Annotated in this window: 21 protein-coding genes and 1 pseudogene; 5 read left to right on the top strand and 17 right to left on the bottom strand. The window is 65.6% G+C overall.

The window, feature by feature from the left end; translation table 11 throughout:
- Positions 1-77 precede the first annotated feature (77 nt).
- From KF730_RS15165 to KF730_RS15140, 6 genes are all read right to left on the bottom strand, one after another.
- The gene (locus KF730_RS15165) at positions 78-1391 is read right to left on the bottom strand and encodes a hypothetical protein (protein ID WP_294098691.1); all 1314 of its coding nucleotides are present in this window, start codon (positions 1389-1391) and stop codon (positions 78-80) included.
- 134 nt (positions 1392-1525) lie between these two features.
- Complete coding sequence (locus KF730_RS15160) at positions 1526-3394, bottom strand: SIR2 family protein (RefSeq protein WP_294098689.1); 1869 nt, start codon at positions 3392-3394, stop codon at positions 1526-1528.
- Positions 3395-3539: 145 nt separating this feature from the next.
- Positions 3540-4205 (bottom strand): hypothetical protein, encoded by a 666-nt coding sequence (locus KF730_RS15155; protein WP_294098687.1) that lies wholly within the window; start codon positions 4203-4205, stop codon positions 3540-3542.
- A gap of 156 nt (positions 4206-4361) precedes the next feature.
- The gene (locus tag KF730_RS15150) at positions 4362-5372 is read right to left on the bottom strand and encodes a hypothetical protein (protein ID WP_294098685.1); all 1011 of its coding nucleotides are present in this window, start codon (positions 5370-5372) and stop codon (positions 4362-4364) included.
- Positions 5373-5452: 80 nt separating this feature from the next.
- Positions 5453-5938 carry a DUF1810 domain-containing protein gene (locus KF730_RS15145; RefSeq protein WP_082738008.1) on the bottom strand — a complete coding sequence of 162 codons (486 nt, stop codon included), beginning with the start codon at positions 5936-5938 and terminating at the stop codon, positions 5453-5455.
- On the bottom strand, positions 5935-6552 hold the full coding sequence (locus KF730_RS15140; protein ID WP_066661405.1) for an SOS response-associated peptidase: 618 nt from the start codon (positions 6550-6552) through the stop codon (positions 5935-5937). The genes KF730_RS15145 and KF730_RS15140 overlap by 4 nt, the downstream gene beginning before the upstream one ends.
- Positions 6553-6601: 49 nt before the next feature.
- On the opposite strand from KF730_RS15140, the gene KF730_RS15135 reads away from it, so the two are divergent.
- From KF730_RS15135 to KF730_RS15125, 3 genes are all read left to right on the top strand, one after another.
- Positions 6602-7129, top strand: a complete 528-nt coding sequence (locus KF730_RS15135; RefSeq protein ID WP_294098682.1) for an SOS response-associated peptidase family protein — start codon at positions 6602-6604, stop codon at positions 7127-7129.
- Between the two features lie 53 nt (positions 7130-7182).
- Positions 7183-7545, top strand: coding sequence for a hypothetical protein (locus tag KF730_RS15130; protein WP_294098680.1), 363 nt, complete (start codon positions 7183-7185; stop codon positions 7543-7545).
- A 176-nt stretch (positions 7546-7721) separates the two neighbouring features.
- Positions 7722-8531 (top strand): hypothetical protein, encoded by an 810-nt coding sequence (locus KF730_RS15125; protein WP_066661381.1) that lies wholly within the window; start codon positions 7722-7724, stop codon positions 8529-8531.
- Positions 8532-8721: 190 nt separating this feature from the next.
- Here KF730_RS15125 and KF730_RS15120 read toward each other — a convergent pair whose 3' ends face one another.
- Entirely contained in the window at positions 8722-9534 is an 813-nt protein-coding gene (locus KF730_RS15120) for a hypothetical protein (RefSeq protein WP_294098678.1), read from the bottom strand.
- Positions 9535-9541: 7 nt separating this feature from the next.
- On the bottom strand, positions 9542-10222 hold the full coding sequence (locus KF730_RS15115; RefSeq protein WP_294098677.1) for a hypothetical protein: 681 nt from the start codon (positions 10220-10222) through the stop codon (positions 9542-9544).
- Positions 10223-10271: 49 nt separating this feature from the next.
- On the opposite strand from KF730_RS15115, the gene KF730_RS15110 reads away from it, so the two are divergent.
- Both KF730_RS15110 and KF730_RS15105 read left to right on the top strand, forming a co-directional pair.
- Complete coding sequence (locus KF730_RS15110) at positions 10272-11039, top strand: hypothetical protein (RefSeq protein ID WP_294098676.1); 768 nt, start codon at positions 10272-10274, stop codon at positions 11037-11039.
- Positions 11036-11620, top strand: coding sequence for a hypothetical protein (locus KF730_RS15105; RefSeq protein ID WP_294098675.1), 585 nt, complete (start codon positions 11036-11038; stop codon positions 11618-11620). Before KF730_RS15110 ends, KF730_RS15105 begins: the two co-directional genes overlap by 4 nt.
- Positions 11621-11648: 28 nt before the next feature.
- Here the strand turns inward: KF730_RS15105 and KF730_RS15100 are convergent, their stop codons facing one another.
- The 9 genes and pseudogenes from KF730_RS15100 to KF730_RS15060 all read right to left on the bottom strand — a co-directional run bounded on the left by KF730_RS15100 (position 11649) and on the right by KF730_RS15060 (position 21640).
- Positions 11649-11885 carry a hypothetical protein gene (locus KF730_RS15100; protein ID WP_294098674.1) on the bottom strand — a complete coding sequence of 79 codons (237 nt, stop codon included), beginning with the start codon at positions 11883-11885 and terminating at the stop codon, positions 11649-11651.
- Positions 11886-12021: 136 nt separating this feature from the next.
- On the bottom strand, positions 12022-12408 hold the full coding sequence (locus tag KF730_RS15095) for a copper-binding protein (protein WP_294098672.1): 387 nt from the start codon (positions 12406-12408) through the stop codon (positions 12022-12024).
- A gap of 14 nt (positions 12409-12422) precedes the next feature.
- On the bottom strand, positions 12423-15566 hold the full coding sequence (locus tag KF730_RS15090; protein WP_294098670.1) for an efflux RND transporter permease subunit: 3144 nt from the start codon (positions 15564-15566) through the stop codon (positions 12423-12425).
- Positions 15566-16795, bottom strand: a pseudogene (locus tag KF730_RS15085) (efflux RND transporter periplasmic adaptor subunit); the annotation flags it as partial. The gene KF730_RS15090 and the pseudogene KF730_RS15085, both read right to left, overlap by 1 nt.
- Entirely contained in the window at positions 16792-18057 is a 1266-nt protein-coding gene (locus KF730_RS15080) for a TolC family protein (RefSeq protein WP_294098666.1), read from the bottom strand. The pseudogene KF730_RS15085 and the gene KF730_RS15080, both read right to left, overlap by 4 nt.
- 110 nt (positions 18058-18167) lie before the next feature.
- Positions 18168-18446: a hypothetical protein gene (locus tag KF730_RS15075; RefSeq protein WP_294098664.1), complete on the bottom strand. Its 279-nt coding sequence runs from the start codon at positions 18444-18446 to the stop codon at positions 18168-18170.
- 96 nt (positions 18447-18542) lie between these two features.
- On the bottom strand, positions 18543-18920 hold the full coding sequence (locus KF730_RS15070; protein ID WP_294098662.1) for a hypothetical protein: 378 nt from the start codon (positions 18918-18920) through the stop codon (positions 18543-18545).
- Between the two features lie 72 nt (positions 18921-18992).
- Positions 18993-19385: a Cu(I)-responsive transcriptional regulator gene (gene cueR / locus KF730_RS15065; protein ID WP_294098660.1), complete on the bottom strand. Its 393-nt coding sequence runs from the start codon at positions 19383-19385 to the stop codon at positions 18993-18995.
- Positions 19382-21640: a heavy metal translocating P-type ATPase gene (locus tag KF730_RS15060; protein WP_294099907.1), complete on the bottom strand. Its 2259-nt coding sequence runs from the start codon at positions 21638-21640 to the stop codon at positions 19382-19384. Before KF730_RS15060 ends, cueR begins: the two co-directional genes overlap by 4 nt.
- Between the last annotated feature and the right edge of the window lie 28 nt (positions 21641-21668).

Genomic DNA, 21668 nt, shown 5'->3' with positions numbered 1-21668 from the left:
GGCCGATCCGTCAAGCGCCAATCATCGCTTGCGCTTTTGCGCAGGCTGCTTGCCCTCGGCCTGAGGTACCGGAGCAGTTACATGAACAGGCGATACGGATAGACGTTTCGCGGCAGGTCGGAGACGTTCGCAATCGTACGCGCCAGCTTTTGCGAATAGCGGATGCTGACCGGTACCGGGTCGTAAAGCGCGTCGTTGTTCCAATCCATCTTAGTGAGCGCCAACGCTTCATGGGCGGTCAGCTCAAGCGGCCCGCTACCGGCGTGGCGGATCAGCTGCAGCGGCCTGGGGATGCTCTTCTTGCCCTGATAGTAATCGCCCTTGGTCGAAACCTCGGGAGCATTGCCCGCCACCCACACCAAGGCGGAGTTGCCTGTGCGGACCACCATCGTACCGCGCGGGACGGGGAAGCCCGACGGCCGCGACGGCGGCTTTTCCACGCCTGACTTGATCAGCCAGACGCCCCGCCAGCACGATGCCGAACTCACCTCGACGCACTCTATTTCCGGAACGCCGGAGAGCGCGTCGAACGCGCCCTCAATTTCGCTCTCCTTGAAAGCCGTCGTCTTGTGAATGACCATGCGCTTCGGCAGGTTGCCGCCGTTTCGCCCCTGATAGAGCTCCAGACTGCGCGCGAGCACCGCGCGCATGTCGTCGCGGCTGAGAAAGGGATTCCTGCGGGCTTCGGCGACATCGGCCACCGGGTCCCGCGCCTCGAACGCAACGAACTGCATGCCGCCGCCGTCCATGTCGAAAACCTGCGAGCAACAGGTGACGTAATGCGCGTCCTGCTGATCGCCGCGCAGCGCATAGGCCAACCCGATATAGGCGGTGTCGGTCGGCACACCCTTCAGCGGTGCCAGCTTCCATGGCGTCCCTGCAGCTTTCACATACAATGCCGTCGACAGGCGCCACGCAAGCGACGCCTTGTAGCTGAAGGTGAAGACACGGTCGTTCAGGACCTGGGTCGGGATATTATATTTGGCGCCAAGAGCTTTCAGCACGTCATGGGCGTCGAAGAATTTTCCGCGTGTCGCGGTATCCCAATTGTCGGGAAAATGGACGAGCACCACATCGAATTCATTGCGCACCGCGTCGAGGCGCCGAAGCGCGGCATCCATGGCGAAGTAAAGGCGGTTCTGCGCGTCGCCATCGCCCGGTAGCTGGTCGAGGCGGTCGGGCCATTTGATGTGCGCACTTGCGGGCGCGGCCTCGAGCGCCACGCGGAACAAGCGCTCGAAGCCGGGATACTCCGGCACATATTCCGATCGGTCGGAAGGCCGATGCACGTTGCGCAGCAGCTTCATCAGGTCGCCGCGTCGATGGAATGCGCTCTCCGGGCCGACCGTCGCGATGCGCACACGCGCGGTATAGCCGCTGAAGGAGCCCATCGAATATGGCCCGTGATTCACGAGCCCCCGGAGCGGGTGGACATCGACTTGGGTCGCGTCGGATGGCGAGAAGGAAAGGTCCGGCTCGTCCAGGAGCGTGAATGGCGGCAGCTCGCTAAAGGCCGGGTTCGCCATCATTTGCTCCTGTCGAAATAGGCATGGTGATGCGACGGGCGGCTATATCCGGTGACGGGTGACACCTTGAACACGGCATCGAGGCCGGCACCTTCCTCAAGGCCGAAAGCGCTGCGCGTCGAGCCTCCAGCTTCGGTCAGAAGCTGGGCCCAGGCTCCGATAATGCTGGCCCAATTCTTATTATAGCGCGGAGCCCAGCGTTCGCGGCGCCAATCACCGGCAGGGTCACCTCGACGCTCGGCCTGCATGCCCATTTCAGCCGGGGCTTGGTCGGCGACCGGATCCTCGGCACCTTGTGGTGGGGCGGACTCCTGCCGCGGCAGCTGGACGAAGGTGTAGGGCTCGAAGCCGCACCACCATCTGCCGTCGACCAGTTCGAGCTTGAGGTGGACGCCCTCCTGAAAGGGGAAGCCAAGTTTGGGCACCGCGCCGAAGAGATTGGTCCCGTAGGCATCGCGCAATCGTGACAAGGTCTGCTGCTGGCGCCGAGTTCGCTCAGGATCATCGCCATCGCGCGGTGCGGCGACGACTAGCGAATGACCCGATCGCCGGTAGCGCGGAATGAGCGGGCGCTGCCGGGCCAGGGATCGAACGAGCGTATCGTATAGCAAGCCCATGGCCCAGCTGTCGGCGGCCGGGTCGAGGTCGATCGTTCCAGCGAGCGATGGGCCGAGCGGACCCAAGGCGTCCAGGATTTCCTGGTCTCGACCGAACACCGCCAGCTCCCGCCCCAGCGCGGCTGCCGTCGCCCGGCAACCCTTCGCCTTCAAGATCTCACGTACCTCTGCCGAGGTCGTCGACTGGCACAGCCGGATGCGCCGCGCCGCTGTCGGCATCGATTGAAGCAGAATCGCCGAGTAGCGCAGCACCGGAAATGCCCGGGCTTTGGCACTCGGAATTTGAACGGGTACGAGGCGCGGGGTAGGCCGCCCTTCCATCACGCGTTCGTAAAGCGTCTGCGGCAGGTCCGTTGTCTTTATGATCTCAGCAACCAGCTCGTCGAACGTCGTGCATTCGACAACCGCGACATCGACTCCCGCAGCCTGCGCGCGATCCAGAAATTCGGTGACCGCCGGGAGCAGGCGGCTCGTTGATGCGGCAACCCAATAGAGTCCGTTTGGGAACGGCGATGGCGCAGCCAGAACTTCATTCAGAGCCTCCAGGATCGAGGCATCGCGCCCGCTATAGCCGACGAACAGCATCCCGAACCGCTTGCCGGCCTCGACCAGCACGTGCCGCATGCGGGCGTCCTGCTGCTCCAACTCCGATCCGCTATTCTTGATCGCGATCGACTGATAATCGCCATGGAGCTTTGCGATTAACGGCCAGTCGGATTCATCGAGGCACCGCATGGCCCGATCGGCGGAATCGATCGCAGCCACAGTCGGCCGTTTCTGGTCGGCGGCGGGCAGGATTGCGTTTGCGGAAACCGCGGCGTCTTCTGCGAGCGGGTCGAAATTGGTCGTGAAGACGCAGTCGACCTTGCCCGCAGCCATGAGGCTTCCCAGCACCTTGTGCCCGAAGCAGGGCGTGCCCTTCGCGATCGCATCCGCAATATACTGGCGACGGTGGCGGGGCTCGGGATAGACCGCCTCAAAAGCGGCGGCATATTCCGTCGGATCTCCCTCCGACGGCAGCAGCGAAGTCCGGCGAAAGAAGTCGTCGATCCGGTCGATCCAGATGGGGTCAGCGGTATCGATTTCCCGCTTCGAGAGGTTCGTCTCCCGGCAGAAGATTTGCGCCTTGAAGTCGCGGATCATCGCATAGCCGGTCGGAATCCCGGACGCCGCCGACGCGCCCGCGCCGAGAAACCATGCCACCAGATTTGGCCGGAGGGCGAAGGCTGTCGCAAACTGAGCGGCGGACATGGTTCGGACGGAACTGATGGGGCCCTCCTTCGACGATGCTCGGATTACAGGATAGTTCAGGGCTTCCAAATTCAATCAAAGTATATCGTGCGGACAGCGCCCATCCCGGGCCTTAAATTCCATAGTCTATCAATTGCGGGCGAGATCAGCGGTAAATCGGCCCGTACATGCCCGAATTGACCATCGCCTCGTAGATCTTCTTCATGGCCAGCGCTGTGTCCTGGGTGACGAACAGCGACGATCGCGAGCCATGCGGCGAGCCCAAAAGGTACGAGCGCATATTCTCCCATGTCTCCCCGACCTCAGACCAACGCCAGGCCGGTACTTCCTTCTCGAGCATCAGCGGCACGGCGAGGGACTTCGGTATGGTGAAGCCTTGCTCGAGGTCGGCCATCCACTCGCACTTTACGAGGATCGGGGTCGTCCCGGTCGAATAGAAGGGTGCGTCAATCGCCTCGGCGCTGACGTAAATGTCCTTGGGTCCGACAATGTCGTTCGCCGAGCGCATCACGTCTTCGCCGTCCCCATAGGGACAGGTGACGAAGCCATGCGCGAAATACACCGTGTGATCGAGGCCGCGGTATCCGCAGCGCTCGCTGGGAGTCGTGACCTGATCACTCGCTTTCAGCGATTTCGCCACGAGGGGATGCCAGCTCGGATAGCCTCCCACCGCCGGCCCGCATCTGGCGACGATTTCCGCCAACGCATGTTCCGCCTGTTGCCGCTCGTCCGCCGTCAGGCTGCGCGGAATGAGATAGCTCCTAACCCGCTCCAGGCCGGCCTCGGCCGCTTCATCCGCGCGAAATGCCACCTGAACCCCTCGAAAATTCCTGTCGAAGCACTCCGATACCGCACTGCGCACGAAATCGCAATATCACGCGCAGTAATTTGAATTTGCGCGCGATTGGTTGATTGAATGACGATTTCTTTGGCTTTGCCGAGGAGCCCGGATGGCAAGGTCGGGGTCCTATGCAGGCGTTTCTCCCGCTCCCCGCCTGCGTCGGTCACGACCGCGAGCCGGTGCGCCCGCGATAGCGTCCGACTCGTTTTCACCCCGGACGCCCACCGCCCCTTCATCAGCCGGCATCCCAACTGGCGTTCGAGACTCGAAAGGGTCGAGGCTGGCTGGAGCCTCCCGCCGTTCGTGACCGTTTCCCTTGCCGCAATTGGTGTAGCCGCCCAGCGCCGCGCTCACGAATGACGCTTCCTCGTACATCTCGGCCATATCCGGTTCCCGGGTGAGCAGGCCGTCGAAGAACGTGGCCATGGCCGTGATCTTCATGTCGAAAATCTGGTTGAGGAGGCGCTTCGGATTGCTGATGTCGTTGCGGCCGGTCTTCACCCAGCGCGCGAAGAACATCGCCACGACCAGGCTGTATCGAAAGAGATAGGTGTTGATGGCGAGCCCCGTTTCCTTGGGGAAGCGGTCTTGCTGCGCACTGATCAGGACCTCCCGGATCGCGAAGGCAAGGTGAACGAGCTTCTTCTGCAAGTCGGCTGGATAGGATTGCCGCTTGCACAGGTGCCGGACGTCGCTCGCATCGAAGGCGCGCTCCGCCATCCGGAAAAGATTGAAGAGCCGGGGCGCGGTTTGGGCGACCTCAGCCAGATAGTCACGGGATTGCTCCTCGAAGAAGGCGAATTGTCGTTCGATCGCGGTGTCCAGCGGCGCATGGATGATCGTCTCGCAATAGGCGCCGAACTTGGCCGTCTGGTCGGCATCGATCATGCGCCGGCTGAGCCGGGCCGTCGTCCCGTCCATATTGGTGAGATCCACAAGATCGCGGAGGATGATGATCTGGCCAGGAAAGCGGCAAGCGATCTGCATGAGGCGCCGGGCATTGGTCGCCGCATATTCCTTATGCACCTCGACCATCGTGATCTGGTTGATGAGCCCGAAGTTGTGGCGCGACGCGGCGAGGTAGTTCTGCAGCCCCTCGTCAGCGAGGTAATTGGTGTCGATGACCAGCCGCTGCATCGGTTCGCATTTTCTGTTCTAAGGGTCTCGTAGCGCTTTGGCGCGATACGCGGCGCAATGCTATCAGCGAACGCCGATCGCTACCATGACACCGACAGCGGGTTCGTTCCTGGCTTGGCCCAAAGGCTCAGCGCGCCAATAACTCCAGCGTGTCCGGATCCCGGATCCCGGCTTCCGCCGAACCAGCGCTCCAGCGCGGCGTGGAACAACGGCCCGGCGCCGGCCTCGGCGAACAGGGTCAGCGACGATCGCAGCTTCATCGCATCGACTTCGCCGAACACTGCCTCGGCACTGGCGCTCCGATCCGCGATGTCCTGTAGTGCGGCGACGCATTCCCTCAACCGCGCACCAAGGACCGGATGGGCCAGATAGGCCCGCGCCTCGTCCAGCGAGCAAATGCCGAAGAAGCGGGCGGTCTCGCTGCGCCCAAGCCCTGCGAGCTGCGGGAAGATGAACCACATCCAGTGGGTCCGCTTGGCGCCGCGCCGAATTTCGCCGAGCGCGGTTGCATAGACCGGTGCCTGGGCCTCCGCGAACCGATCCAACGAGTCCGCGCCCGCGCTCACAGCAACGCGCCTTGCGCAGCCGCGGGCGGATAAACCCGCTCGGGCAGGAGGCTGCCCTTGGGCAGGATTCCGAGCACATCATCGGCCGGCACCGCCGGATCGAGCCAGGCCGCCCAACGGTTGCGCGGCAACGGGATGATCTGGCGGTGATGATAGGGTGCGACGTCCTCGCCGGCGTCGAGCGTCAGCATCGTGAAGGCCTCGCCGACCGGGCTTTCGCGCCAGATGCCGGCGATGCAGAACCAGCGATGATCCGCCATGGTGAAGAGCCATTTGTCGAGGCGCTTCTGCTTCGGGTCCTCGGGGTCGGTGAACTCGTAGAAGCCGTCGGCGAGAATCAGGCAGCGCTGGTCCCCGAACGACCGGCCCTCGGCGCGGTAATTATAGACCGGCTTGCTCTTCGGCCCATGGCCCGGCCAGCTCCAGCGCCGGTTGACGAGCTCGCCGCCACCGCCCGCGGCGCTGCGCACGATCGGCGCCACGTCGGTGATCTTGATGTCCTCGCGCGCCGCGACGTTCGGCGTACCTTCGGGCAGATCGATCTTGATCTTGAGATCGTCGAAATCCTCCATGATCGAGGCGATGTCGACCTCGAGCCGGTAGTCATTGCACATCGACACTCTCCGATTTGCGCCGCACGCCTGTTCGCATTATGTTCTCACCATGAAAGCGAGTCCCTTCGAGTCGGAAGCCACGCTCGGCACCCGCCGCCCCATCATCCGGCGGAATCCCGACGATGCGCAAGAGGTCGAGATGGTCGAGGCCGGCTGGGGCCTCCAGCCCTGGGAGGGCCAGGGAACCAAGCCGTTCAAGTTCATCCGCTCGGAAGGCAAGACGTTTCCGACCCATCGCTGCCTGATCCCGGCCAGCGAATTCCACATCAAGAATGGCGACCGGCGCTTCCGGGTGACGCTCGAGGACGGGAACTGGTTCTACCTCGCGGGCGTCTGGCGACCGGCCAACCCGGACTGGCCACTCAGCTATGCCGTGGTGACGATCGAGGCCAACCCGGACGTCTTCTTCTACCAGGAGCGTCAGGGCGCGGTGCTGCTCCGCCGCCAGAGAATGGAATGGCTCGACCTGACCGTGCCGCAGGAGGCACTGCTCCAGCCGCGTCCCGCCCGCAGCTTCACCGTCACCGAGATCGCGCCGCGCGCGCCCGAACTGCGCCAGACCGAACTGGCACTCTAAGGATCAAGAACATGCTTTCCATGGCATCCGCCGTCAGCCCCAGCGACGCCCCCATGAGCGCAACCGACCTGCTCAACGCGGTCCCCATCAGCGCCGCCCAGCTCGAGGCGGCGCTGGAGGTCCTTGCCGCGCTGCCGGCGCATCTTCGCGCCCGCCCGCACGCCCAGGCACTGGCGCTGCAGGCCTATGCGCGCGAAGCCGGATTCGAGGAGGAGGCGGCCTCGGCCGCGCTCCATGCCCGCGTCACCGCGCTGGCCAAATGGACCGCGGCGCACGACCCCGAGCGTCAGTCCGACGTGCGCTCGGTTCTCGAAGCCGCCTCGCGCTTTCCGCTCAGTGACACCGAAACCGGAATCGGGTTCGAGGCCAGCGCCTTCCAGGAGATGATCCTCTTCATCGACGACTTGCCATTCTGACCCCCCGCCGCCCGAATGGGCGGCTGGCGATCGAGCGTTTCGGCGGGATGCTCGACGGCCAAGGCGCGTGCATCAAGGTAAGGTATCCGAGCTGCCCGCAAACTTTCTGCGCCCGGGTGCCGACAGCATGCGGGTTTCCGCATAGCTTCGGAGGATCACCCATACGGACCGCGCGAATGGAAACCGAATTGACCGACCCGATCACTGCCTGTGAAGACGCGATACGTGCCGAGCGCGCCTACAATGTCGAGCACCATATCTATGCGAGCGAGAATGCGGTGTTCGACCGACTGCTCCTGCGGAAGCTTGAGCTCACCGACGCCTATCGCGACCTGTACGCCAAAATCGGGAAATATCCGCATGCGCTGACGATCTTCGCACGGACGCTGGCCGAGACCGCTGCGTTCTGGAACCCCGAAGAGATCGAGAAGGCGCGCCAAGGCCGCGAGCGCCTGGGCAAAGTGAACCAGCTTATCGCGTCGAGGGCCGCCGAGTTGGCGGCGCTGCTCGACGAGCGCAGCGACCTTCGCACCCGTTCGGGGTTTGCGGACGACAGCTTCTACCACATTGTCCAGGCAATCGACGCCGCCGGAACGGGAAATCCGCTATATGGCAGCTACGTGCGCAAGGAATTGCGTCGCCTGAAAGGGCAGTTCGACCTCAAATACTGGCCATCGCCGAGCGCCTGTGTCGCAGCGATCGGCCATGATGCCGAGCGTGCAGAACTCGAGCCGACGGATCCCGTTACCGCTGCCGCGACCGAAGGCAGCCGGGCATCGCTCGCCGACTTCTTCAAGGCCTGGTTCGAGGCGATGGCGGAGAATGGCACCGACGACGGGGGCTTCATCCCGAGCGGGGTCAAGCTGACCGACAACAGCTATGCCTCCTTCGCGAACTGCGCGCTCGACCTTGCGGCCGAGGATCTGGTCGATGGCCCCTATGTGAAACGGCTGCGCCAGCGTGAACGCAAGCGCGCGGCCGCCTGAGCGGTGCCTCGCGCTTCTGCGCCACGCAGGCAAGCGGGGCGGCCACCCCACGCACCACCACCACTCCTCTTCCCGGAAAATCCGGGGGGCGTTGCGGGGGCCGGCCCCCGCAGAAGGGGTATGGCGAGACGCGAGGCTCGCCGTCAGGGGAAGGCCTTCCCCTTTCCGGAACGATGCAGGTCACGAAGGCTCAGTCCTTGCTCGGATCGGGTGGTGGCCGGTAGCTGAAGTCGGTCTTCATCTCGGCGTCGAACGACCAGTTCTGGGCATTGAGCGAATCCATGAACCCCGGCACCTCTCCTGAGGTGAAGAACTGCTCCGGCTCGAACCGGAACCCACCAGCGGCATCCGCAAAGTCATCATCGTCGAACAGCCGGTTCAATTCCGCGTTCAGTCGATTGGATGCCTTGATATAGGCCCGCTCGGTCAGCGCCTGAGCATGTTCAAGCAGACGGTGGAGCGCATAGGCGTCCTCGGCCCGCAACAGGCGGCGCTCGTTCGGATAGCTGATCCCCATCGTGTCGTCGCCCAGCACCAGGACGACGCGATAATCCTCCCAAGCGCCACCCGACACATAGTGCGCGAAATGCTGGTCGCGCAGCGCGAGGATGCGCTCATGCTCGCCGCGCAATTCGGCCGGCAGCCCGCCGCGCAGGTCGAGCGTGCTGCGGTCGCGCCCCTGGCTGTGAACCGCGCGAGCGTAAAGAAACAGCGCGGTCACGAAGAGCGACGAACACAAGAGCCCCTGGGACTCGGTCGCCGGCTTGCCGCGCTCGCGCTGCGCGGCCAGCGTCGTCTGCTGGTCCGACAGGAGATGCATGGTGGTGAGCGCACGGTGCAGGTCGAAGCGGATCGACACCATTGAATGTGCGTTGCGCACCAGCTTGCCGAGGAGCTTGTAGCGCGGATCCTCGCCATGGGCTTCGACGAAGCTGCGCAGATCGATCAACAGCGGCGCATCTGGCACGGCGGGCCTCAGTTCCCGGCCGGGCATATGCGGCACGCGCCGGTCACCGCGGCGCGGCGATCTGCAGGTCGAGCCGCGCGATCTGCGAGCGCAGCGATTGGACCCATTGCTGCTGCGCGCCCCTCAGCACGCGAAGCGCCTGTTCGACCTCGCCGACGCGTTCGGTCGCCTCGACTTTGGCAGCGTCGCAACGCGCCTCGATCTCCGCCCAGGCCTCGTCCGAGAAGTCGTGATCCTCATCGTGCTGTTCGTTGTGATCGGCCCAATGGGCCTCGCCGAGCGTCGCGACCAGCCGGTCGAGCGCTGCTTTCAACGTCGTCTTGGCGGCTTCGATATCGGCATGCTCGGTATCGCGCAGTGTGACGAGATACCAGTCGAGCACGCTGTGCAGCATATTCTCGAGATGATGCGCGTCTTCGGCTTCGATATCGACCGGCTCGCCGATCGGATCGCTGGTGACGCGGCTCGCGAACGACATGGGCTCGCGGACAGCCTTCTCGACCTCGGCATAGCGACGGAGCGCGGCGCGCAGCAACGTGGCCAGCGTTTCCCGGTGGGAGATGCGCGCTTGAAGGTTGCTGTCCTTGAGCTGCCGCCAGACCGGTATCCCGGCAAAGACCGCGACCACGATCGCGGCGATCCCCACGAGCAGCGTCTGGAAATCATAGATGAAGCATCCGATGCTGCTAAGAATGCAGTGGCCAGTCTGGCTGCAGGTCGTCATCGCATCTCCTAGACTGACGGCAATAAGGCCAAGGGAGGAGACTGAACAGATGGGCGGCAACACCTTCGGCCTGACCGACCGCGACTATGCGGTGCTGCTGCTCGGCGACGCCGATCTCGAAGCGCAACTTCGCGCCATTCGCGGCCAGTTGCACCAGCACGCCCAAGCGGACGCGGCGCTTCAGGACGACATCAAGGATTTGGCCGAGCGCGCGAGCAAGGCCTCGGGCGAATATGGCATGCACCTGGAGAATAGCTGGGTCGACGAGATGCACGGCTCTGTGTTCCAGGACGCCGCGCATTCTGCGTCGGCGATCGGAATGCTCGCACCGCTCCTCGAATCCCTGTTCGTCGGGATCTTCGGCGGCATCCGCGATATCGAGGCACCGGTGCGGCCAGTGACGCCTACCGGCCCGCGCGCGGGTGCGATCTCGGACAAGAAATTCTGGGATCCGCATTATGTGTTCAGCGCGACCGGCAGAAAGGACAAGGACGTGCTCCGCGGCATCGTGCAGCTGGTCGAGGCCACCGGCCTCGCGTCCCAGATGCCCGCCGACTATGTCCAGATGCTCGGCGCGATCTTCGGCTACCGCAACAAGATGCTCCATCACGGGTTCGAATGGCCTGCGGCCGAGCGCGCCAAGTTCGAGGCGACGATCGTGCGGGAGGGATGGCCGCCCAATTGGTTCGATCGCTCGACGACCAATGGCGAGACCTGGATCATCTATATGAGCGACGTGCTGATCCGCCACACGCTGACCAAGATCGACGAGATGCTCGACGGCATCGGCGCGTTCATCCAGGCCCGCTATCCATGATGACGGACCTTACCGATATCGTCGCGCAGTTCGAGCGCGAGCCGCTGCTGCTCCCCTGGCCGGCGGATGGTAATCCCGGCGCCTTCCTGCAATTCGATACTGGAGCCCAGTGGTGGGACTTTGTCGCCGGGCTCGGCATCGACCCGCGCATTCCCACCGTCGTGCGCGCCAAGTTCGATCGCGCGCAGCGGCTCTATCTGTTCGGCTGGATCGACTTCAACCTGATCAAGGCCGGCGAGCTGGCGGCGCTGATCGCCCTCGAACTGGCGCTGATGGACCGGTACGGCGCTGCGATCTCCAAGCGCAAGCGCAGCTTCAAGACGCTGCTCCAGCACATGGTCGAGGTGGACGGGCTGACCGATGCCCAGATCCCGATGTCGGTCAGGTGCGGCGGCAAGGCGATCGGCCAGCTGACCGGCGAAACCAAACCGACGCTGGCCGACCGGCGCAACCTGCTCGCGCATGGCGATCCGTTCGACGGGCTTCCGACGGGCGGATTGCTCGAGCTGGTGCGCGACCTTATCAACTACGCATATCGTGGCTTCATCGCCGAAGCGGCCGCGCTCGACCGGCTGGCCTGAAGCCGCCGGTTGAACGGGCGTCTGCTGCTCAGTCGTCGATCCGGAGGACGAGCAGGTCGACCAGATTCCCGGGCCGATCTGAGCAGACATGATCGAGGTGGATGGAAAAACCATCGCCCTCATTGGCCTTTACCCGGCGAACCAGATTCTGAAATGATGCGAGGTCGGCATCGCTGCCGCTGGCAGGTTTGAGCGACCCGCCGCCTTCGCTTCGCGTGAAGATGAAATTCCCGCCGCCCTCAACGAGCTCATCGATAAACGCCAACGCCAGATCCCCTTCGAGCTCCTGTTTCGGGCCGACGGCGCATCTTGTCCAGCGGCTTGGGCGAGGCCGGATCGGGCAAAAGGCCAAGGGCCGGCACGGCGTCATTGGCCCATGCCGGCCCCGGTAGCGGTGTAGCCTATTGCTTGGTCGCCGCCGTCACTTCGCCCGCATTGCCCTTGACGGTGACGTCGAACGCGACCTTGTCGCCGACCGCGAGCCCGGCGATCACGGCGGGCTTGGCGTCGAACGTCATCGTCATCGCCGGCCAGCCGACCTCGGCAATGGGACCGTGATCGAGCGTGATCTTGCCGGCCGCCTTGTCGATCGCCGTCACGGTGCCCGTGCCCTTCCCCATTTTCGCGTCCGCGGGCATCGCCATGTTGCCCATCTCGCCGGACATGCTGGCGTTTCCTTCCGTGGCGTTGACGGGAGCACTGGTTTCGGTCGCGTTGGTCGCGGCCTTCTCGCCGCATGCGGCGAGCAAAGCGGTCAGGCCGAGCGCGGCAAGGTAGAGGGGTTTCATCTTCGTCGTCTCCTTCAGGGTTGATTGGGTTGAGGATCGGTTTTCGCATTCCGCCGCCGCATCAGCAGATACGCAGCGGGGATGACGAACATCGAGAGCAGGGGAGCGGTCAGCATCCCGCCGACCATCGGCGCCGCGATCCGGCTCATCACCTCCGAGCCGGTGCCGGTCCCGAGCAGGATCGGCAGCAGGCCGGCAAGAATCACCGCGACCGTCATCGCCTTGGGCCGGACGCGGAGCAGCGCGCCCTCGCGCACCGCCCCTGCGACCTGCTCTTCTCCTGGCGCCTCGCCGCGCTCCGCTAACGCGTGTTTGAGATAGATCAGCATCACCACGCCGAACTCAGCCGCGACTCCGGCCAGCGCGATGAAGCCGACGCCGGTCGCGACCGACTGGTTGTATCCCATCAGCCAAAGGAGCCAGACGCCGCCGGTCAGCGCGAACGGCAACGTCGCCATGATCAGCGCGGCTTCGTCGAGGCGGCGGAAGGTCAGATAGAGCAGCAGGAAGATGATCACGAGCGTCGCCGGCACGACGATCTTGAGCCGCTCCATCGCCCGCTGGAGGAACTCGAACTGGCCGGTAAAGGCGATACTGACCCCGGGCGGCAGCTTCACCTGGGCCGCAATGGCATGCTGAAGGTCGCCGACGATATCCGTCATCGCCCGGCCGCGCGCGTCGACATAGATCCAGGTCGCCGGTCGCCCATTCTCGCTGCGGAGCATCGGCGGTCCCGACACGACGCGAATATCCGCGACGGTGCCCAGCGTGATCTGCTGGCGCGACGGCGTCAGGATCGGCAGATTGACGAGCCTCTCCGGACTGTCGCGCAGCTCGCGCGGGTAGCGCACGCTGATCGGATAGCGTGCGAGCCCCTCGACGGTCTCGCCGAGCGCCGCGCCGCCGATCGCACCCGACACCACATCCTGGACATCGGCGACATTCATCCCGTAGCGCGCCGCCGCCGCGCGATTGACCTGGATGTCGATATAGCGCCCGCCTGTCAGCCGTTCGGCGAGCGCCGAGCTGACCCCCGGCACCGTTTTGGCGACAGCCTCGATCCGCCGCGCGACCTGGTCGATCTGCCCGAGATCGGACCCCGACACCTTGATCCCGATCGGGCTCTTGATGCCAGTCGCGAGCATGTCGATGCGGTTGCGGATCGGCGGAATCCAGAAATTGGCGAGCCCCGGCACCTTCACCCGGGCATCAAGTTCCTCGACCAGCTTCTCCTGAGTCATTCCCGGGCGCCACTGATCCCTGGGCTTGAACCGGATCGTCGTCTCGAACATCTCGAGCGGCGCGGGGTCGGTCGCGGTCTCGGCGCGCCCGGCCTTGCCGAACACGCTTTCGACCTCGGGCACGGTCTTGATCAGCCGGTCGGTCTGCTGGAGCAATTGCGCGGCCTTGGCGGTCGAGATGCCGGGCAGTGCCGAGGGCATGTAGAGCAGGTCGCCTTCGTTCATCGCCGGCATGAACTCGCCGCCGGTCCGTGCGATCGGGATGATACTTGACGCGAACACCAGGCCAGCGATGACAAGCGTCGTCTTCGGTCGTGCAAGCACCCAGTCGAGCGCCGAGCGATAGCCGCGCGCCAGCCAGCGGTTGACCGGATTGGCATCCTCGCCGGGGATGCGGCCGCGGATCAGCCAGCCCATCAGCACCGGCACCAGCGTGATCGACAGGATCGCCGCTGCCGCCATCGCATAGGTCTTGGTGAAGGCGAGCGGCGCGAACAGCCGGCCCTCCTGCCCCTGGAGCGAGAAGATGGGGACGAACGAAAAGGTGATGATGAGCAGGCTGAGGAACAGCGCCGGCCCGACCTCGGCCGCGGCTTGAGTGATCACCCGCCAGCGCTCGCCGCCCTCCAATTCCTCGTCCGGATGATCGTGCGCCCAGCGTTCGAGATGCTTGTGGGCGTTCTCGATCATCACGACCGCGGCATCGACCATCGCGCCGATCGCGATCGCGATCCCACCCAGGGACATGATGTTGGCGTTGACCCCCTGCACACGCATCACGACGAAGGCGGCGAGGATGCCGAGCGGCAGGGTCAGGATCGCGACCAGCGCCGAGCGGACGTGCCACAGGAACAGCGCACAGACGAGCGCGACGACGAGGAATTCCTCGAACAGCTTGCCGGTGAGGTTATCGACCGCGCGGTCGATCAGTCCCGACCGGTCATAAGTGGTGACGACCTCGACGCCAGGCGGCAGGCTGGCGCGTAGCTCGGCGAGCTTGGCCTTGACGCCGTCGATCACCTCGCGCGCATTCTTGCCCTGGCGCATGACGATGACACCGCCTGCGACCTCGCCCTCGCCGTTCAGCTCGGCGACGCCGCGCCGCATGTCGGGACCGATCTGGATCGTTGCGACATCGCTCAGCAGCACCGGCACGCCGCCGGCAGCGGTGCGGATCGGCACACTGCGGAAGTCGTCGAGCGACGACAGGTAGCCGGTGGCGCGGACGACATATTCGGCCTCAGCCATCTCGACGACCGACCCGCCGGTTTCCGAATTGGCGCGCTTGAGCGCCTCGGTCACCTCGGCCTGCGTCACGCCGTAGGAGACCAGCTTCTGCGGATCGAGCAGCACTTGATATTGCTTGACCATGCCGCCGATGCTCGCGACCTCGGCGACGCCGGGCACGGATTTCAGCTCGTAGCGCAGGAACCAGTCCTGGATGGACCGCAGCTGCTGGAGGTCGTGGCGGCCGGTCTTGTCGACCAGCGCATATTCGTAGATCCAGCCGACCCCGGTCGCGTCGGGGCCGATCGACGCGGTCGCTCCCGGCGGCAGCCGGCCTTGCACCTGGCTCAGATATTCGAGCACCCGGCTGCGCGCCCAGTAGAGATCGGTGCCGTCGTCGAACAGCACATAGACGAAGCTGTCGCCGACGAACGAATAGCCGCGCACGACGCGTGCGCCCGGCACCGAGAGCATCGTCGTCGCCAGCGGATAGGTCACCTGGTTCTCGACGATCTGCGGCGCCTGGCCAGGATAGGAAGTGCGGATGATGACCTGCACGTCCGACAGATCGGGGAGCGCATCGACGGGCGTTGTCCTAACCGCGCCGATCCCGACCGCCACCAGCGCCAGCGCCGCCAGTGCCACGAAGACGCGCGCCCTGACCGAAGCGCTAATGATGCGCTCGATCATTGGCCACCGCCGATCGGACGCACCGCGATGCCGGTCAGGCTTGCTTCGGAATCGAGCAGAAACTGGCCCGATGCCACGACCTTCTCGCCAGGCGCGAGTCCCGCAATAATTTCGGTTTGCCCGCCCGCATCGCGGCCGATCCGGACCTCGGCGGGATGATAGCGCCCATCACCCGCTGCCAGCATGACGATCGCGCGCGTGCCGGTCCGGATCACTGCCTCGCTCGGCACCAACAGAACCTGCTTCGCATCGCCTTCCAACGCGACGCTCGCGAACATGCCGGGGCGTAGCCGCCCGCCGCGGTTCGCGAGTTCGATGCGGACCGTGAGCGTCCGGCTGTCCGCCTGCGCGGTCGGCAGGATCGCGATCACGCGGCCGGCGAAGGTCTCGCCGGGAAAGCTGGTCAGCGTGGCGCTGGCGGCTTGCCCGATCCGGACATCCGCCGCACGCGCCTCAGGCACGGCGGCGTTGAGCCAGACGGTGCCGAGCCCGTTCACCTGAGCCAGCGTCTGGCCCATGCTCAGCGTCACCCCAGCGCGCGCATCGAGCGTCTGGATCACGCCCGAGATCGGCGTGGTGATCGTGACCACACCGTTGGGCCGGCCGGTCCGCTCGACACTGGCGATCAGGCCATCGGACATGCCCAGCAGCTTGAGCCGCTGCCGGGCCGCGGATGTCAGCTCGGGTTTGCCGAGCCGCCGGACGCTCAGATACTCGGTCTGAGCGCCACCCCATTCGGGAAGCAGCAGGTCAGCGATCGGTGCCCCGGCGCGCACGACATCGCCCGGCGCACGCGCATAGACGCGCTGAACAAAGCCGCCCGAACGCGCCTGGATGATCGCGACGTCGCGCTGGTTGAAGTCGATCGTGCCGGTCACGTCGAGCGTGCTCGCGAGCCTGCCCATTTTCGCTTCCACCACCCGCAGGCCGAGGCTCTGCCGCGCCGCCGGATCGACCGTCACGCCGGGCGCCGCATCCCCACCCGCGCCGTCGGCATATTTGGGCACCAGCTGCATATCCATGAAGGGCGACTTGCCGGGCTTGTCGAACTTCTGGTTCGGGAACATCGGGTCGTAATAATAGAGCACCTTGCCCGGTCCGGCCGCTGCGGCTGCCTGGGGCTGGCCATCAGCGCCGCGCTGCCCCGCCCAATAGCCCGCGCCTCCTGCAGCAAGTGCAACGGCCAGGATCGACGCACCCCAGCGTGCCGCGTTCGAATTGAGCGTCACGACCGCTCCTCCCCATAGATGATGTTGATGCGGATCGCGTCGCGGGCGACATCGGCTTCGCGGTTGAGCGCCTCCACCTCGGCTTCGGCGAGCGCCAACGTCGACAGAAGTGCGGTCCCGAGATCCAGCTTCCCTGCAGCATAGCTGTCGCGGTCGAGCTCGGCCCGGCGCTTGGCGAGCGGTACGAGCACCTCGCGCGCGTTGCGCAGCCGCTCATGGTGCATCGCATGATCGGCCAGGTCGGATTCGAGCGAAGCCAGCAGTTCGGCCCGGAGCGCGTCGCGATCGTAGCGAGCACCCCTGGCCTGACTCGAACTTGCATCTATCCTCGGATTCTGGCGCCTGCCCGCGAACAGCGGCAGGTCGACCGAAACACCGATCGACGCCATGTCGCCGAACCGCGGATCGCGGCGGCCATAGGAGACGCCGACCTTCCAGTCGGGACGCTTGTCGGCGCGCGCCAGCCGCACATCGGCGTCGGCGACCGCGATCCGCGCATCCTGTACCCGGAGCGCTGGAAGCGAGTCGATCCCGGCGCGAAGGCGCACCGGATCAACGTCCAGAACCGGCGGTTCGCCCGAGACCTCGGGATCGGGATCCCCGGTGTAGCGCGCAAGCCGCGCGCGGGCCTGCGCGATCACCGCGATCATTTCCGCGCGCCGGTCGGCGATCGCGGCGCGAAGCTGCTCGGGCTCGAGCGCCTGGCTCGGCCGCGCGCTGCCCGAAGCGAGCCGCGCCGCCACCGTCTTCTGAAGGTCGTCGAGGCTCGCAATCAGGAGATCGAGCTGCCTGAGGCGGCGTTCGCCATAATAGAGATCGATCCAGGCGAGCGCGGTCTCGAGCCGGACCGTGCGCGCTTCAGCGAGTTCGCCCGCCTCGGCGACACCGATGTCGGCGGTCGCGCGCGCTGTTTGAGCGTGCCGCTTGGCGAGGTTCGGGAACAGCTGGCTGAACCCGATGGTGGTGGTGGTGAAATCGTCGCGGGTAAAGCTGCCGGCATTGGGACCGGTCACCGGGAAATTCTGAAAGCCGAGATCGAGCGTGGGATCCGGAAGACGCCCAGCAGCCACCGCCGAGGATCGCGCGCCTTCGGTGGTCGCCGCGCGCGCCTTGAGACTAGGGGCATTGGCGGCGGCGCGCACCAGTGCGTCGTCATAGGTCAAGGGATCGGCCCAGGCCGATTGCGCTGCGCTGACAGCGAGCATCGCGGTGCCGATCATGGCAAGCAGGCGGCATCGGGCGCGCCCTGGCAGGATGGTCATAGATATTCCCTTTGGAATTGGAGCAGCGCGCCTGTGGAGGCGCGCCGCCCCGGAATGCGCCGACCGGACCTCAGCCCGGCCGGCGCTCCGGCTAGTCGCCGATATGCGCGTCAGCCGTGCTTCGGCTTGTCCACGCGCATCCCGCAGTCCGCAGGGCTCGCCTTCATCATCGCGCAGTCGCAGCTCGCAATTGCCGCGGCGGCAGCGGGCACCCAGACGCGAACGCGCGTCGGACCGATCGCCCGAGGACCGAATTGCGGGACCGCTCGCCATTCATAATGGCCTCGGCCGGTGGCCGAGGGCCCGTCCTTCGCGAGGGCGGGCACTGCGACAGCGAATGTGGAAAGCATGGCCGCGAGCGCCGCGGCCGATAGGTTGATCGTCTTCATGACAGGATTCCTTGGTTCTGAATGCGTCTTGCGCGGGCCGGTCAGGCTTCCGTCAGCCGTTCACAGGCTCAGGAAGCGCGAACCCGCGCGCGAGAGTCAGGCAAGGAAGGTGGGTGGTTCCAATTCCGGACCGGTATCGTGGCCCGTAAGGATGACCTGAGTCGACCAGAAGGCTCCAGCAATGCACGGCAGCGATACGGTCGCCGGCCCTGACGGCTCCTTGACCCCAAGCACCGCGCTGCAGGCGGCCATCGCCATGCAGCCGGGCTTCGCGCCCTTGTCGGTGTTGTCGGTCTTGCCGGCTTTGGAGGCGCAATCCGCGCAGCTCGTCGCCATTTTGCAATCGGGCATCGCGGCGCTCGGTGCGGTCTGCTCCTGCTTCATCAGCAGGCAGGGCGCAGCCACCGCAACCCCGTTTCCGGCGAGGCCGAACAGGATGCCAATGCACAGGAGATGGCGCAGCAGCTTCAGCACGAGAGTGGAATGCTCCTCGCTCCGGCGGGAGTCAATTCGAAGCGGATGCCAGGGACGGTGCCCAATGCGGAACTAGCCATCACGCGCCAGTCGTTCGATGATCGGGCAATCGGGGCGCGCATCGCCGTGGCAGCGCTCGGCGAGATCGACCAGCGAGCGCCGCATCGCCTCGAGCGCCTCGGCCTTCCGCTGGAGGTCTTCCGCGCGGGCCATCGCCAGCGCCTTCACTTCGGCGCTCGCCCGGCTGCGGTCGGTCCAGAGGCCAAGCAGCAAGCGAATCTCCTCGATCGGGAAGCCTAGGTCGCGCGCATTGGCGATGAAGCGGAGCCGATGGAGATCGGCCGGGGAATAATCCCGATACCCGCTGTCACGGCGTGGCGCGTGCGGGATCAGCCCTATCTTCTCATAGTGACGGATCATCCGCTGCGAGACGCCGCTCGCCTCCGAAGCCTGGCCGATGTTCACAGCTTTACCGTGTTGAGCCTGAGCGCATTCAATACCACCGTGAAGCTCGACAGCGCCATCGCCGCGCCCGCGAACATCGGCGACATCAGGATGCCGGCAACCGGATAGAGCACGCCGGCCGCTACCGGCACGCCGATACCGTTGAACAGGAACGAGAAGAACAGGTTCTGGCGGATGTTGGCCATTGTCGCGCGCGCGAGCCGACGTGCCCTGACCATCGCCGCAAGGTCGCCCTTGGTCAGGGTCATGCCCGCACTTTCGATCGCCACATCGGTGCCGGTTCCCATCGCCACCCCGACATCTGCCGCGGCGAGCGCCGGCGCGTCGTTAATCCCGTCACCGGCCATTGCGACGATCGCGCCCTTCGCCTTGAGCTCGCCGACAATACGCGCCTTGTCCTCGGGCTTGAGATCGGCGTGCACTTCATCGATTCCACCGATCTGGCGCGCGATCGCTTCCGCCGTCCCGCGGCTGTCGCCTGTCAGCATGACGATGCGCAGCCCGTTTTCGCGCAGCCGCGCGATCGCGTCGCGCGCCGATTGCTTGAGCGGGTCGGCGACGGCGAGCAGCCCGGCCAGACGCCCGTCGATCGCCACCAGCATGACGCCGGCACCATCGCTGCGGTGACGCTCGGCGGCCGCGTCGAGCGAGCCGGAATCGACGCCGACCCGCCGCATCTGCGCGGCATTGCCGACGACGATCGCGCGCCCTGCGACCCGGCCGCTGATTCCGAGGCCGGTCTGGGATTCGAAATCCTCGACCGGCGAGAGATCGAGGCCGGCGGTCTCGGCCGCGGTCACGATGGCATGCGCAAGCGGGTGCTCCGAACGGCTCTCGACCGCGGCTGCAGCAGAAAGCAGATCATCCTTGCTGAAGCCTTCGCCTGGTTCGACGGCGATGAGCCTGGGCTTGCCCTCGGTCAGCGTGCCGGTCTTGTCGATAACCAGCGTATCGACCTTGTCCAGCGCCTGCAGCGCTTCGGCATTCTTGACCAGCACGCCAGCATGCGCGCCGCGTCCGGTGCCGACCATGATCGACATCGGCGTGGCGAGGCCAAGCGCGCACGGGCAGGCAATGATCAGCACTGCGATCGCATTCAAAAGCGCATGCCCGAAGCGCGGCTCGGGGCCGACCAGATTCCAGATGACGAAAGCCGCGACCGCGATCAGCACGACCAGCGGCACGAACCAGCCCGAGATGCGATCCGCCACCGCCTGAATCGGTGCCCGGCTGCGCTGGGCCTGGCCGACCATCTTGACGATCCGCGCAAGCACGGTGTCCGACCCGATCGCCCGCGCTTCGATCACCAGGCTGCCGGTGCCGTTAACCGTCCCGCCGGTAACTGAGGCCGCCACTTCCTTGACCACTGGGGCGGGCTCGCCGGTGAGCATCGATTCGTCGACCGCGGAGCGGCCTTCGGTCACCACGCCATCGACCGGAATGGCTTCGCCCGGCCGCACACGCAGCCGGTCGCCGACGACGATGTCGGCCAGCTGGATTTCGCGTTCGACGCCATCGCCGTCGAGCCGGTGCGCGGTCTTCGGTGAGAGGTTCAGGAGCGCGCGGATCGCCCGTCCGGTCGCCGCGCGGGCGCGGAGCTCGAGCACTTGCCCGAGCAGAACCAAGGTCACGACGACCCCGGCCGCTTCGTAATAGACCGGCACCATCGCGCCATGTTCGCGAAAGCTCGGCGGAAGCAGGCCCGGCGCGATCGTCGCCACCAGGCTGTAGAGGAACGCCGCCCCGACGCCGATCGCGATCAGCGTGAACATGTTATAGTGGTGGGTCCTGAGCGACATCCAGCCGCGCTCGAAAAAGGGCAGCCCGCCCCATAGGACGATCGGCGCCGTCAGCAGCAGCTGGATCCAGGGCGACAGCATCGGATCGACAAGGTGGATGCCGAGCATCTCGGCGCCCATCGAGACGGCGAGCAGCGGCAGTGTCAGCACGCCGGACACCCATAGGCGCCGCGTGAAATCGACGAGTTCGGGATTGGGCGCGTCATCGAGCGAGGGTTCCTCAGGCTCGAGCGCCATGCCGCAGATCGGGCACGTCCCCGGCCCGTCGCGGCGAATTTGCGGGTGCATCGGACAGGTCCAGATCGCACCCAGGCTGGCCACGGGCTCGGGGCCCCGGTCGCCCAGATAGGCTTGCGGGTCGGCGACGAACTTGGCCTGGCACCCCGCGCTGCAGAAATGATAGTCCTCGCCGCCATGCGACGCGTGATGCGGCGTGCTATTGGGGTCCACGGTCATGCCACAGACCGGGTCTTTCACCGCATCT

The organism is Sphingomonas sp. (genome assembly GCF_019635515.1).
GTDB lineage: Bacteria > Pseudomonadota > Alphaproteobacteria > Sphingomonadales > Sphingomonadaceae > Sphingomonas.
Note: the sequence above shows the minus strand (reverse complement) of the source record. Positions and strands in the feature narration are given on the sequence as shown.

Excerpts from the sequence above, each read along its gene's own strand:
- KF730_RS15165 (WP_294098691.1), bottom strand. The coding sequence starts at position 1,391 with ATGGGCTCCTTCAGCGGCTATACCGCGCGTGTGCGCATCGCGACGGTC.
- KF730_RS15160 (WP_294098689.1), bottom strand. The coding sequence starts at position 3,394 with ATGTCCGCCGCTCAGTTTGCGACAGCCTTCGCCCTCCGGCCAAATCTG.
- KF730_RS15150 (WP_294098685.1), bottom strand. The coding sequence starts at position 5,372 with ATGCAGCGGCTGGTCATCGACACCAATTACCTCGCTGACGAGGGGCTG.
- KF730_RS15140 (WP_066661405.1), bottom strand. The coding sequence starts at position 6,552 with ATGTGCAATGACTACCGGCTCGAGGTCGACATCGCCTCGATCATGGAG.
- KF730_RS15135 (WP_294098682.1), top strand. The coding sequence starts at position 6,602 with ATGAAAGCGAGTCCCTTCGAGTCGGAAGCCACGCTCGGCACCCGCCGC.
- KF730_RS15130 (WP_294098680.1), top strand. The coding sequence starts at position 7,183 with ATGAGCGCAACCGACCTGCTCAACGCGGTCCCCATCAGCGCCGCCCAG.
- KF730_RS15125 (WP_066661381.1), top strand. The coding sequence starts at position 7,722 with ATGGAAACCGAATTGACCGACCCGATCACTGCCTGTGAAGACGCGATA.
- KF730_RS15115 (WP_294098677.1), bottom strand. The coding sequence starts at position 10,222 with ATGACGACCTGCAGCCAGACTGGCCACTGCATTCTTAGCAGCATCGGA.
- KF730_RS15110 (WP_294098676.1), top strand. The coding sequence starts at position 10,272 with ATGGGCGGCAACACCTTCGGCCTGACCGACCGCGACTATGCGGTGCTG.
- KF730_RS15105 (WP_294098675.1), top strand. The coding sequence starts at position 11,036 with ATGATGACGGACCTTACCGATATCGTCGCGCAGTTCGAGCGCGAGCCG.
- KF730_RS15095 (WP_294098672.1), bottom strand. The coding sequence starts at position 12,408 with ATGAAACCCCTCTACCTTGCCGCGCTCGGCCTGACCGCTTTGCTCGCC.
- KF730_RS15090 (WP_294098670.1), bottom strand. The coding sequence starts at position 15,566 with ATGATCGAGCGCATCATTAGCGCTTCGGTCAGGGCGCGCGTCTTCGTG.
- KF730_RS15080 (WP_294098666.1), bottom strand. The coding sequence starts at position 18,057 with ATGACCATCCTGCCAGGGCGCGCCCGATGCCGCCTGCTTGCCATGATC.
- KF730_RS15075 (WP_294098664.1), bottom strand. The coding sequence starts at position 18,446 with ATGAAGACGATCAACCTATCGGCCGCGGCGCTCGCGGCCATGCTTTCC.
- KF730_RS15060 (WP_294099907.1), bottom strand. The coding sequence starts at position 21,640 with ATGACCGTGGACCCCAATAGCACGCCGCATCACGCGTCGCATGGCGGC.